Genomic DNA, 12,799 nt, shown 5'->3' on the forward strand with positions numbered 1-12,799 from the left:
TGTTGATGGGGCCAGGGCCGGTCAATGCCCATCCGCGCGTGCTGCGGGCGATGAGCGCAGATCTGCTGGGGCAGTTCGACCCGGAAATGACCGGCTACATGAACCAGGTCATGGCGCTCTATCGCCCGGTCTTCGGCACGCAGAACCGCTGGACGATGCTGATCGACGGGACCGCCCGTGCCGCCATCGAGGCATCGCTTGTCAGCCTGATTCAGCCCGGTGAAACCGCCTTGGTAATCAATTTTGGGCGCTTTGGCCTGCTCTTGCAGGAAATCCTGCTGCGAATTGGCGCGCGCTTCGAAACGGTGGACGCGGCCTGGGGTGAAGTCGTGCCGGCGGAGGCGATCCGCGCTGCTGCGCTGCGGGTGCGCCCGCGCCTGATCTGCACCGTGCATGGTGATACCTCTACCACCATGGCCCAGCCGCTGGACGATATCGGCGCGATCGCGCGCGAGGTGGATGCGCTGGTCTATGTCGATGCCACGGCCACGCTGGGCGGGATGGAAATCGCCGCCGATCGCTGGGGCGCCGACGTGATCACCGGTGGCCTGCAGAAATGCCTGGGCGGCCCATCAGGCAGTGCGCCGATCACCGTGTCGGATGCCGCGGCGCAGGCGATCTTTGCCCGCCGCCACGATGAAAAGGGCATCCGCGCTGCCAATGCGGTGGATGGCGCGGGGCCGCGCATCCCGTCGAACTATTTCGACCTGGCGATGATCATGGATTACTGGAGCGAAAAGCGCCTCAACCACCATACCGAGGCGACGACCATGCTCTATGGTGCCCGCGAATGCGCGCGGGTCGCGCTGGGTGAGGGGCTCGACGCGCGGTTCCGCCGCCACCGGGCCGCCGGCGCCGCGATGAGCGCGGGCCTGCGCGCCATGGGCCTGACGCTGTTTGGCGACGACGCGCACCGCATGACCAACGTGACCGGCGTCTATATTCCGCAAGGTGTGGATGGCGAGGCGGTACGCCGGGCGATGCGCGAGCAGTTCGAGATCGAGATCGGCACCGCGTTCGGCCCGCTGATCGGCAAGATCTGGCGCCTCGGAGCGATGGGCTACAATGCGATGAAGCACAAGGTGCTGATCACCCTGGCCGCGCTCGAAGCCTGCCTTGCCGCCCAGGGCGTGGCCCTGCCGCTGGGCGCGGCCGTGCCCGCCGCGCTGGCCGCCTGGGACGCGGTGATGGCGGCATGACGCGCGACCTGATCGGTCATGGCCCGGTGCCGCCAGCGGCCAACTGGCCTGGCGGCGCGCGCGTCGCGGTGAACTTTGTCATCAACTATGAAGAGGGTGCGGAAAACTGCGTGCTCAACGGGGATGCGCTGTCGGAAGGATTCCTGTCAGACATGGTCGGCGCCGCGCGTCATCCCGGCCGGGCCATGGCAATGGAAAGCCTCTATGAATATGGCAGCCGCGCCGGGTTCTGGCGGCTGCACCGCCTGTTTGCCGAACGCGGCGTGCCGGTAACGGTGTTTGGCGTGGCAGCGGCCATGGCTATGAACCCGGTGGCGGTTGACGCCATGCTGAACGCCGGATGGGAAGTGGCCAGCCACGGCTATCGCTGGATCGACTACCAGGACGTGGCGGCAGAGGTGGAGGCCTCGCACATCGCCCAGGCCATCGCCATTCATACCCAGCTGACCGGCAGCCGGCCGCTGGGCTGGTATCAGGGCCGCACCAGCCCCAATACCGCGCGCATCGTCGCCGAGGAAGGCGGGTTTGTCTATGATGCCGACAGCTATGCCGACGACGTGCCCTATTGGGACGCCAGGCACGGCCGGGCGCAGCTGATCGTGCCATATAGCCTTGACGCCAACGACATGAAGATGGTCGCGCTCAATGGTTTTACCGAGGGCGAGCAGTTCTTCCGCTATCTGCGCGATACCTATGACCAGCTGGCCGAAGAAGGCGGCCGGATGATGAGCGTGGGCCTGCATGGACGCATTGCCGGGCGGCCGGGCCGGGCGCGGGCGGTGGCGCGGTTCGTCGATCATGTGATGGCCGACGGGCGCGCGTGGATCGCCACGCGGCTCGATATCGCCCACCACTGGATCGCCACCCACCCTTGTGCGGAGCAACCGGCATGACGATCAACGATCCCGTCCTGCTGGCCGAGGTGGAGGCTGCCTTTGCCGCCTATGAGCGCGCGCTGATGGCCGATGACATTCCGGCGATGGACGCGCTGTTTCACGATGCGCCCACCACCAACCGCTTTGGCGTGGGCGAAGTGCTTTATGGCATCGACGCGATCCGCGAATTTCGCAAAGGGCGCGGCGGATCGCCGCAACGCCGCCTGGGGCGCGTGGCGATTACCGTCTATGGCGATGGGTTTGCCACGGCCGACGCCGAATTCTTTCGCGAAGGGTCTGAACAGCGCGGCCGGCAGAGCCAGGCCTGGGTCAAGTTTGCCGATGGCTGGAAAGTCGTGTCGGCCCATGTCAGCCTGGAAGGGAACAGCCATTGACCGCCCTGTTCGAGCATTCGCCCTGGGTTGAGGAACGCGCCGATGCCGCGCCAGCTTCGGGCGATCGCCATGCCGACCTGATGGCGGTGGTATATGCCGCCACGCGTGAAGAGCAGCTTGCCCTGATCCGCGCCCATCCCGAACTGGCCGGCAAGGCCGCCATCGATGGCAGCCTGACGCAGGCTTCGGCGGCAGAGCAGGCCTCGGCCGGGCTCGACCGGCTGACCCCGGAGGAATTCGCCCGCTTCCACACGCTCAACGCTGCCTATCGCGCCGCGCATGACATGCCGTTTATCATCTGCGTGCGGCTAACCGACAAGGCCGGCATCCTGGCCGCGATGGCCGCGCGGACGCAGCACGACACCGATACCGAAATCGCCACGGCGCTTGCCGAAATCGGCAAGATCACCCGGCTCCGACTGGAGGACATGGCATGACCGACCTGCACGCGATCGATACCCAGGCGCTTGCCGCGCTGGAAGCCGAACTGGCACGCCAACTGGCACTGGTCGATTGCTTCGGCCCGGACTGGACGCGCCCGCGCACGGCACCGCAGGGCCATGTCCATGACGTGGTGATCGTGGGCGGCGGGCAGAGCGGCCTGGCCACCGCGTTCGGGCTGCGGCGCGAGAGGATCAACAACATCCTGGTGCTCGACGAAAACCCCGAAGGGTTTGAAGGGCCTTGGGAAACCTATGCCCGGATGATCACGCTGCGCACGCCCAAGGGGTTGACGCCTATCGATTACGGCATTCCGGCTTTGACGCCGCAGGCCTGGTTTAGCGCGTGTTTCGGCGCATCGGCATGGGATACGCTCGACAAGATCCCGCGCGGAGTGTGGATGGAATACCTGCGCTGGTATCGCCGCGTGCTGAACCTGCCGGTGCGTAATGACGCCAAGGTCACGGGCATCACGCATGTGGGCGATGGCCTTTATGGCGTGGAACTGGGGGATGGAAGCATGGTGCTCGCCCGCAAGGTCGTGCTGGCTACCGGCATCCAGGGCGGCGGGGAATGGCACACCCCGGCGATGATCCGTGAACACCTGCCGCGCCACGCCTATGCCCACACCAGCGAGCCGATCGACTTCGCCACGCTCAAGGGCAAGCGCATCGGCATTCTGGGCGGAGGCGCGAGCGCGTTCGACAATGCCAACTGGGCGCTGGGCGAGGGCGTGGGCGAAGTGCACGTGTTCATGCGTCGCAGCGTGTTGCCGCGCATCAACCCGATCCGCTTCATGGAGCGGGTAGGCTTTACCGCGCGCTATCCCGCGCTGTCTGACGCCGAAAAGTATCGCGCGATGGCGGCATTCCTGTCGCACAACCAGCCGCCGACCAACGATACGTTCAACCGCGCGGCAAGCTGGCCGGGCTTTGCCCTGCATCTGGCCAGCCCGTGGGAAAGTGTCGCCTATGAAGACGGGCAGGTGATCGTGACGACGCCGCACGATCGCTTTGCCTTCGACTTCGTGATCCTTTCGACCGGCCTCGTTTCAGACCCCCGCCTACGGCCTGAACTGGCCGCACTGGCGCCGCATATCGCGCTGTGGGGCGATGTCGTGGCCATGCCCGACGGCGAGCGTAACGCGCTGATCGACGCGCATCCCTATCTGGGGCCCGCGTTCGAATTTACCCCGCGCCACGCGGCCGATGCGCCGCTGCTGCACGGGCTGTTTGCATTCAACTATTCGGCGCTGATCAGCCTGGGGCTGTCCGCTTCGGCGCTGTCGGGGATGAAGAACGCGCTGCCCCGCCTGGTGCGTGGCATCGCCGACCAGCTGTTCCTGGACGACCGCGAGGAACTGCTCGCGCAATTCGTCGCCTATGACGAGGAAGAGTTCGTGGGCCAATGGCCACGCCCGGCCTCTGTGGCGGAGGCAGCGGCATGACGACGCTATCCACCCATGTGCTCGACACCACGAGCGGCCGCCCGGCGCAGGGGATGCGCGTGATGCTGTGGTCGGCAGACAGCCTGCTGGCCGAGGGCGAGACCGACGCTGACGGTCGCCTGCGCGATTTTCCCGCGCTGGAGCAGGGCGCCTATACCCTGGCATTCCACGTCGCCGACTATTTCCGCGCGCAGGGCGCAGAACTGCCCGATCCGCCGTTTCTCGATGTCGTGCCGATCCATTTCGGGGTGAGCGTGCAATGGCATTATCATGTACCCTTGCTGGCTTCACCCTATGCCTATTCCACCTATCGGGGCAGCTGACATGGCGTTGCGCTTTGTCTGCGATGGTCAGTTGGTAGAGCTCGATGATGTCGCGCCCGGCGACACCGTGCTCGATTTCCTGCGCGGGCGGGCCGGCAAGACCGGCACCAAGGAAGGGTGCGGCGAGGGCGATTGTGGCGCCTGCACCGTGCTGGTGGGCACGCCGCTGGCGCGCGAGGATCGGCTGATCTGGCGCGCGGTCAATGCCTGCATCCAGTTCCTGCCAATGCTGCATGGCAAGGCGGTTTTGACCGTGAACGGGCTCGGAACCGGCCTCAACCCGTTACAGCAGACCATGGCCTGCAACGGCGCATCGCAATGCGGGTTCTGCACGCCCGGCTTCGTGATGTCGCTGCATGGACGCGCCATCGGCGCGGTGGGGGCAGAGCTGCCGGTGGGCGACGTGCTGGCCGGAAACCTCTGCCGCTGCACCGGCTATGGCCCGCTGCTGGACGCTGGCGCACAGCATTCGCGTCTGGCGCAGGATGATGCCGCGCTGCTCGCGCTGTTGCGCCAGGCGGCGGTATCCGGGCCGGCGTGGGGCCAGGCGCGGCTGCCCAATGGCGGCACGGCGGGCTGGTTCATTCCCGACAGTGCCGATGCCCTTGCTACGCTGCTGGCACAATATCCCGAGGCGCGCATCGTCGCCGGTGCCACCGACGTGGGCCTGTGGGTGACCAAGAAGCTGATCGATCTGGAAACGGTGATTTTCGTGGGCGACGTCGCCGAACTCGGCACGATCGCGGAAACCGACCAGGGCCTGACGATCGGCGGCGCGGTGCGCTATGCCGATGCCCACGCGGCGCTGGCCCGGCTCAGTCCCGATCTGGGCGAACTGGTAAGGCGCATCGGCGGTTTGCAGGTGCGCAACGCCGGCACCATCGGCGGCAATATCGCCAATGGCTCACCGATCGGCGATGGCCCGCCAGCGCTGATCGCGCTAGGCGCCATGCTAACGCTGCGATCGGTGCGCGGGCGGCGGACCATGCCACTCGACGATTTCTTCATCGCCTATGGCCAGCAGGACCGCAGCCCCGACGAATTCGTCGAAAGCCTGTTCATTCCGCGCCCCGGCCCGCAGGATATCATACATATTTCCAAGCTTTCGAAACGCTTTGACAGCGACATCTCGGCCGTGTGCGGTGCCTTTTGCCTGCGCGTGGAACAGGGCGTGATCACCGCTGCGCGCGTGGCCTTTGGCGGCATGGCAGCCACCCCGCGCCGCGCACACCAGGCCGAGGCGACATTGACCGGCGCGCCCTTTGCGGCAGAGACGATCGCCGCTGCGGCCGAGGCGATCCGTAGCGATTTCGCGCCGCTGAGCGATGTGCGCGGCAGCGCGGCCTATCGGCTGGAAGCGGCCGGCAATCTGGTGTGGCGCCTGTGGCATCAGGCCCAGGGTTTGCCGGTCCGCGTGCAGGAGGTGGCCCATGGCTGACACTCTGACACGCCCACCCGCCGGCCCGGTAGTCGGCATGGGCCAGCGCCACGATAGCGCGCATCTGCACGTCGCGGGCCAAGCGCGCTATATCGATGACGAGCCGGAACTGCCCGGCCTGCTGCACCTGGCATTCGGCACGTCCACCAAGGCGCGGGCGCAGATCGTGGCGATGGATCTTGCCGCCGTGCGCGCGGCGCCGGGCGTGGTCGCGGTCTATACCGCCGCCGATATCCCTGGCGCGAACGATGTTTCACCCGTGGCCGGGGACGATCGCCTGCTGGCGCAGGACGGGGTGGTATGGCTGGGCCAGCCGGTGTTCCTGGTGGCCGCGACGAGCCGCCGCGCGGCGCGCCAGGCCGCCCGCTTGGGCAAGATCATCTATGCCGCGCAAGAGCCGATCCTGACGGTCGAGCAGGCCCGCACCCAGCACAGCCTGATCGAGCCGACCCAGCGCATGGCGCGGGGCGATGCTGCCGCCGCGCTGGCTGCCGCGCCGCATCGCCTTGCCGGGCAACTGGCGATGGGCGGACAGGATCATTTCTATCTCGAAGGGCAGATTGCTCTCGCCCGGCCACTCGAAGACGGCCAGGTCCACGTGCTGTCATCCACCCAGCATCCCAGCGAGGTGCAGCATCTTGTCGCCCACCTGCTCGGTCGGTCTTCGGCCGATGTCACGGTAGAGGTGCGGCGCATGGGCGGCGCGTTTGGGGGCAAGGAAAGCCAGGCCGCGCTCTATGCCGCCGCCGCTGCGCTGGTGGTGCATCACACTGGCCGCCCGGCCAAGTTTCGCGCCGATCGCGACGATGACATGGTCCAGACCGGCAAGCGCCACGATTTCGTGGTGGATTACGAGGTCGGCTTCGATGGCGAAGGGAAGATCGCCGGCCTGCACTTGCGCCTTGCCTCGCGCTGCGGCGCCACGGTTGATCTTTCACCAGCGATCAATGATCGCGCGATGTTCCATGCCGACAATTGCTATTTCCTGCCGGCGGTGGAAATCGTTTCGGAACGGCTGAAGACCAACATGGTCTCGGCCACGGCGTTTCGCGGCTTTGGCGGGCCGCAGGGCATGCTGGCGATCGAGCGGGTGATGGATGCCGTGGCCGGGCATCTCGGCCGCGATCCGCTCGCGGTGCGTGTCGCCAATCTCTATGGCCCCGGGCGCGACGTGACGCCCTATGGCATGGTCGTGGCCGACAATATCGCGCCAGACCTGATCGCGCGGCTGCGGGCAGAGGCCGGGTATGACGAGCGGCAGGCGGCCATTGCGCGGTTCAACGCCACAAGCCCGATCCTCAGGAAAGGGCTCGCGCTCATCCCGGTGAAATTCGGGATCAGCTTTACCACCACCCACCTCAACCAGGCGGGCGCGCTGCTGCACGTCTATGCCGATGGCTCGATCCAGATCAACCATGGCGGCACCGAGATGGGGCAGGGCCTCTATACCAAGGTGGCGCAGGTGGTGGCGCAGGCCTTTGGCGTGGGGCTGGATCAGGTGCGGATCACCGCCACGCGCACTGACAAGGTGCCCAATACCTCGGCCACGGCGGCCTCTTCGGGGGCCGATCTCAATGGCATGGCAGCGCTGAATGCCGCGCAGACGATCCGGGGGCGGCTGGCCGAGTTCTGCGCGCGGACCTTTGGCGGCGCGGCGCACGACGTGGTCTTTGCCGATGGGCAGGTTTGCGCCGGCGGCGAGACGATCCCCTGGCCGGTGCTGTGCCGCCGCGCCCATATGGCGCGCATTTCGCTATCGTCCACCGGCTTTTACGCCACACCGGATCTGCATTATGACCGCGCGGCGCACCAGGGGCAGCCGTTCTATTACTTTGCTTATGGCGCGGCGCTGGTCGAAGTGGTGATCGATACCCTGACCGGCGAACACCGCGTGCTGGCCGCCGATATCCTGCACGATTGCGGACGATCGCTGAACCCGGCGATCGACAAGGGCCAGATCGAGGGCGGCTTCATCCAGGGGCAGGGCTGGCTGACCAGCGAGGAACTGGTCTGGAACGACGAGGGCGCGCTTTTGACGCATGCGCCGTCCACCTACAAGATCCCCACTGCCAACGACCGTCCCGACCGCCTGACTGTTGCCCTATGGGACGGCGCCAACCACCGGCCGACGATCCATCGCTCCAAGGCAGTGGGAGAGCCGCCGTTCATGCTGGCCAACGCGGTGTTCTCCGCGCTGGGCGCAGCGATTGCCGCCTGCAACCCGGCGGTGGGCTGGCCCACGCTCGATGCCCCGGCCACGCCAGAGCGCATCCTTGCCGCGCTGGCGCGGCAGCGGGGCACGGCGCCATGATGTGGTGGGACATGGCCCGCGGCTGGGCGCAGGAAGAGCCGCTGGCGATGATCACCGTCCTGGCGTGCGAAGGATCGGCGCCGCGCGGCCCGGGTACGCGCATGCTGGTCAGCGCCACGCGCGCCTGGGGCACGATCGGCGGCGGCGCGCTGGAATTCCAGGCGCAGGAACAGGCGCGCCGCGTGCTCGAACTGCCGGCCGGCGCCTGGCGCATCCAGGATTATCCGCTCGGCCCCTTGCTGGGCCAATGCTGTGGCGGGCGGGTGCGGCTGCTGGTCGAACACCTTGATGCGCAAGGTCTGGTGCCGTTGAAGGGCATGGTTGAAGGCGCGCTGCTGGTCAGCCAGTTCGGGGCGGCACGGATCGACCGGCACTGGATTATCGAAGGGCAGCCCAGCGCGCTTTCCGCGCGGGGCGAGCGGCCCACAGCCGGCACTCGCATCCTCGAGGCAGTGGGGCAGTGGCGGCGGCCGGTCTATCTGTTTGGTGCAGGCCACGTGGGCCAGGCGATCGCCCGCCACATGGCTGGCCTGCCGTTGCGGCTGTGCTGGTTCGATACCCGGCCGATGTTCGAAAGCCTGGACGGTGTCACCATCGTGCCGGAAGACGCGATCGCCACCTGCGTGACCGAGGCACCGGCGGAAGCGGCGATCGTGATCCTGACGCATGATCATGCGCTGGACTATCAATTGACCCGCGCCGCGCTGCAGCGGCCATCGCCTGGCTTCGTCGGCCTGATCGGCTCGGCCACCAAGCGGGCGCGCTTCGTGTCGCGTCTCCAAGCCGAAGGCCTGGATGCAACCACGCCCGGCCGGCTCACCTGCCCGATCGGCATGGCCGGTATCACCGGCAAGGAGCCGGACGTGATCGCGATTGCGGTCTTGGCACAGCTTCTTCAATTGCCGCAGGAAGCGGCCGAAAAGAAAGAGAAAGTTTCGATCCTTGGGTAACCTGCGCGCCTTTCGTGGCGAAATCCTGAGCGTGGGCGATGATCCGCTGCACACGCCCGATGCCGTCGCCTACCACGCCGATGGCCTGTTGGTGGTGGAAGACGGGATCATCGTCGCACGCGGCGATCATGCCATGTTGGCTGCGCGTTTTGCCGATGTGCCGGTGACGCCGATCGCAGGCCTGATCGTGCCCGGCTTCATCGATGCCCATGTGCACTATCCGCAAATGGATCGCATTGCCTCGCACGGCGAACAGCTGCTCGATTGGCTGGAGCGGCACATCTTTCCCGCCGAAAAGGCCTTTGCCGATCGGGCCCATGCCGATGCCCTGGCCACGGCGTTCCTCGACGAACTGCTGCGCCATGGCACCACATCGGCGCTGGTGTTCCCCACCGTCCACGAAGGTTCGGTCGATGCGCTGTTCGAAGCAGCGCTGGCCCGCAGGATGCGCGTGGCGACGGGCAAGGTGTTGATGGACCTCGGGCCTGATGGCCTCAAAGACACCGTGGAAAGTGCCCGCCGCGAGACCGAGGCGCTGATCGAGCGCTGGGCGGGCAAAGGGCGCTTGTCTTATGCCATCACCCCGCGCTTTGCGTTAACCTCCTCCGACGCGCAACTCGCCATGGCCGGCGCGCTCCTCGCCGCGCACCCGGATGTGCTGTTGCACACCCACCTGGCGGAAAACCGCCACGAGTGCGCGGCGGTGGCAGCTCGCTTTCCCCAGGCCAGCGATTACCTCGACGTGTATGATCGCTTTGGCCTGGTGGGCGAACGCAGCGTGTTTGCCCACGGCATCCACCTGTCAGACGCCATGTGCACGCGCCTGGCGCAAAGCGGGGCGGGGATTGCCGTTTGTCCATCGTCCAACCTGTTCCTGGGATCGGGCTTCTTTCATTTTGGCCAGGCAGACCGGCACGGGGTAAAGCTGGGCCTGGGCACCGATATTGGCGCCGGCACCAGTTTTTCCATGCTCTACACCCAGGGGCAGGCCTATCAGGCGGCCTTGGCGCGCGAAGAACGGCTCGATCCGTTCCGGGCGCTCTACCTTGCCACGGCGGGCAGCGCGCGGCTGCTGCATATTGCTGACAAGGTGGGCGCCCTGGCGGTGGGGCAAGAGGCAGATTTCGTGGTGCTGGATGCGGCAGCAACCCCGTTGCTGGCACGGCGCTGCGCCGGGGCGAGCCTGGCTGAGCGGCTCTTTGCCATGCAGATCCTGGGGGATGACAGGGTGGTTGCGCAAACCTGGATCATGGGCGAATGCGCGTGGGACAAGCGCGCCGCCCCCGCGCGCCAGGAAGGAGCATTGTGTGGTTGATCTTGAAGCCTTTGTGCGCGGCCTGCCAAAGGCGGAACTGCACCTGCACATCGAAGGCAGCCTTGAACCGGAGCTGATGTTTGCGCTGGCCAAGCGCAATGGCATCGCGCTACCTTACCCCAGCGTGGAGGCCGTGCGCGCGGCCTATGCCTTTTCCAACCTCCAGGATTTCCTCGATATCTATTATGCCGGTGCCGGTGTGTTGCAGACCCGGCAGGATTTCCACGATCTGGCCATGGCCTATTTCGATCGCGCGGCGGCCGATGGCGTGCGCCACGCCGAAATCATGTTCGATCCGCAGACCCATACCGATCGCGGCGTGCCCTTTGCCGAAGTGATCGAAGGCCTGCTTTCGGCCATGGCCGAGGCGCAGGCGCGCCACGGCATGACCAGCGCCCTGATCATGAGCTTCCTGCGCCATCTCTCGCAAGATGCGGCCTTTGCCACGCTGGCCATGGCCGAACCCTGGCTGGACCAGATCACGGCCGTGGGGCTGGATTCCTCGGAAGTGGGGCATCCGCCACGCAAGTTCGAGCAGGTCTTTGCCGCTGCGGCCGCCAAAGGCCTCAAGCGCGTGGCCCATGCAGGGGAAGAAGGCCCGCCGGCCTATGTGCACGAAGCGCTGGACCTTTTGCATGTCGACCGTATCGATCACGGCAACCGCGCGCTGGAAGACGAAGGCCTGGTCGCCCGCCTGGCCGCGCAGGGCATGACGCTGACGGTGTGCCCGCTGTCGAACCACAAGCTGTGCGTCGTGGAAGACCTGGCTGATCATCCGCTCGATCGCATGCTGGCCCTGGGCCTTGCGGCCACGGTCAATTCCGATGATCCGGCCTATTTTGGCGGTTACGTGGTCGACAACTACCTCGCCGTGGCGCGGGCGCGCGGCCTGTCGAATGAACAACTGACGCAGCTGGCGCGCAACAGCTTTGCTGGGTCATTCCTGCCGCAAGAAGTGATTGCCGGCCATATCAAGGATATCGATGCCTATGCTGTTGCAGCGCATTAAGCAGGGCGCGGCGCGCCTTTTGGCAGCAAGCGTGCTGCTGCTGGTGGCCAGCGCCGCCCACGCCGCGCCGGAGCGCCGCAAGGTGATCATCGACGATGATGGCTTTGGCCTGATGCAGGTCATGCTGCTTTCATCGCCCGATGTGGAGGTGCTGGGCCTGACCACGGTGTCTGGCAATGCCTGGGCCAACCGCGTGACGGCGCAGGCGCTGCGCGGGCTGGAATGGATCGGCCGCACCGATGTGCCGGTGGTGGCGGGCGCCACGTTTCCGCTGCTCAATTCGGAGGTAGCGACCGAGCGATGGGAGCAGGCGCACGGTCCGCTGGTGTTCAAGGGCGCGTTCATGAAACGCTGGGTGGAAGACACGCAGCAAACCCCGCCGCCCTATCACGGCCCGTTCGATGCCGTGGACCTGCCCGGCGGCAACCCCAAAACCCATGCCACCGACGAGATCGCCGCCAATTTCCTGATCCGCATGGTGCACAAGTATCCCGGCCAGATCACCATCGTTGCCTGCGGCCCGATGACCAACCTGGCCCTGGCGCAGCGGCTCGATCCCGCCTTTGCCGGCCTGGCCAAGGAACTGGTCTATATGGGCGGCAGCCTTGCCCCGCGCCAGGTGCTGAACAACCGCGCGGCGGCCGATTTCGCCCGTGAGTTCGTCAACAACCCCCGGCGCGAGTTCAACATTCGCTTCGATCCCGAAGCAGCCAGCATCATGGCGCGATCGCCTTGGCGCAAGATCACCATGGTGCCGGTCGATCCGTCGACGGCGACGCAATTGAGCCCGGCCCTGATCGCCCGGCTGGGCCAGGCTGCGCGCACGGGTGTCGATCGCTTTATCAAGCAGTTGGAGCCCGGCTTTCCGCTGTGGGACGAGATTGCCGCCGCAGTCTGGCTCGATCCCGCCGTGGTTGCCACGCACCGCAGGCTATGGATAGATTTCGAAAGCCAGCAAGGCGCCGGTTATGGCGACACGCTGAGCTGGGACGAAGCCTATCATCCCGGCCTGGGCGAACAGGCGCAGGACGTGGTGCTGGCGATCGACGTGCCGAAAATGGAAACGATGCTGGCGCGGCTGGTGGGCAAGTAAACC

12 protein-coding genes are annotated in these 12,799 nt (G+C 66.5%); all 12 read left to right on the forward strand.

What is annotated here, in order from left to right:
- The first annotated feature begins 5 nt into the window (after positions 1-5).
- From IP65_RS06170 to IP65_RS06225, 12 genes are read left to right on the forward strand one after another with little or no spacing between them, the layout of a single operon-like run.
- A complete protein-coding gene (locus IP65_RS06170) occupies positions 6-1,199 on the forward strand; it encodes an alanine--glyoxylate aminotransferase family protein (RefSeq protein WP_082349895.1) in 1,194 nt (397 codons plus the stop codon).
- Positions 1,196-2,092, forward strand: coding sequence for an allantoinase PuuE (gene puuE, locus IP65_RS06175; protein ID WP_054131131.1), 897 nt, complete (start codon positions 1,196-1,198; stop codon positions 2,090-2,092). The genes IP65_RS06170 and puuE overlap by 4 nt, the downstream gene beginning before the upstream one ends.
- A complete protein-coding gene (gene hpxZ / locus IP65_RS06180) occupies positions 2,089-2,469 on the forward strand; it encodes an oxalurate catabolism protein HpxZ (protein ID WP_022677848.1) in 381 nt (126 codons plus the stop codon). Before puuE ends, hpxZ begins: the two co-directional genes overlap by 4 nt.
- Positions 2,466-2,906: a 2-oxo-4-hydroxy-4-carboxy-5-ureidoimidazoline decarboxylase gene (gene uraD / locus IP65_RS06185; protein ID WP_022677849.1), complete on the forward strand. Its 441-nt coding sequence runs from the start codon at positions 2,466-2,468 to the stop codon at positions 2,904-2,906. The genes hpxZ and uraD overlap by 4 nt, the downstream gene beginning before the upstream one ends.
- On the forward strand, positions 2,903-4,357 hold the full coding sequence (locus IP65_RS06190; protein ID WP_022677850.1) for an NAD(P)-binding domain-containing protein: 1,455 nt from the start codon (positions 2,903-2,905) through the stop codon (positions 4,355-4,357). The genes uraD and IP65_RS06190 overlap by 4 nt, the downstream gene beginning before the upstream one ends.
- Positions 4,354-4,680 carry a hydroxyisourate hydrolase gene (uraH, locus tag IP65_RS06195; protein ID WP_028658268.1) on the forward strand — a complete coding sequence of 109 codons (327 nt, stop codon included), beginning with the start codon at positions 4,354-4,356 and terminating at the stop codon, positions 4,678-4,680. Before IP65_RS06190 ends, uraH begins: the two co-directional genes overlap by 4 nt.
- A 1-nt stretch (position 4,681) precedes the next feature.
- Positions 4,682-6,118 carry a xanthine dehydrogenase small subunit gene (gene xdhA / locus IP65_RS06200; protein WP_022677852.1) on the forward strand — a complete coding sequence of 479 codons (1,437 nt, stop codon included), beginning with the start codon at positions 4,682-4,684 and terminating at the stop codon, positions 6,116-6,118.
- Entirely contained in the window at positions 6,111-8,429 is a 2,319-nt protein-coding gene (gene xdhB / locus IP65_RS06205) for a xanthine dehydrogenase molybdopterin binding subunit (protein ID WP_028658269.1), read from the forward strand. Before xdhA ends, xdhB begins: the two co-directional genes overlap by 8 nt.
- Positions 8,426-9,379 (forward strand): xanthine dehydrogenase accessory protein XdhC, encoded by a 954-nt coding sequence (gene xdhC / locus IP65_RS06210; RefSeq protein WP_054131132.1) that lies wholly within the window; start codon positions 8,426-8,428, stop codon positions 9,377-9,379. Before xdhB ends, xdhC begins: the two co-directional genes overlap by 4 nt.
- On the forward strand, positions 9,372-10,694 hold the full coding sequence (gene guaD / locus IP65_RS06215) for a guanine deaminase (RefSeq protein ID WP_022676739.1): 1,323 nt from the start codon (positions 9,372-9,374) through the stop codon (positions 10,692-10,694). Before xdhC ends, guaD begins: the two co-directional genes overlap by 8 nt.
- Complete coding sequence (locus IP65_RS06220) at positions 10,687-11,703, forward strand: adenosine deaminase (protein WP_022676738.1); 1,017 nt, start codon at positions 10,687-10,689, stop codon at positions 11,701-11,703. The genes guaD and IP65_RS06220 overlap by 8 nt, the downstream gene beginning before the upstream one ends.
- The gene (locus tag IP65_RS06225; RefSeq protein ID WP_022676737.1) at positions 11,684-12,796 is read left to right on the forward strand and encodes a nucleoside hydrolase; all 1,113 of its coding nucleotides are present in this window, start codon (positions 11,684-11,686) and stop codon (positions 12,794-12,796) included. Before IP65_RS06220 ends, IP65_RS06225 begins: the two co-directional genes overlap by 20 nt.
- Positions 12,797-12,799 lie beyond the last annotated feature (3 nt).

Origin of the sequence: Novosphingobium sp. AAP1, from assembly GCF_001295765.1 — a bacterium.
GTDB lineage: Bacteria > Pseudomonadota > Alphaproteobacteria > Sphingomonadales > Sphingomonadaceae > Novosphingobium > Novosphingobium capsulatum.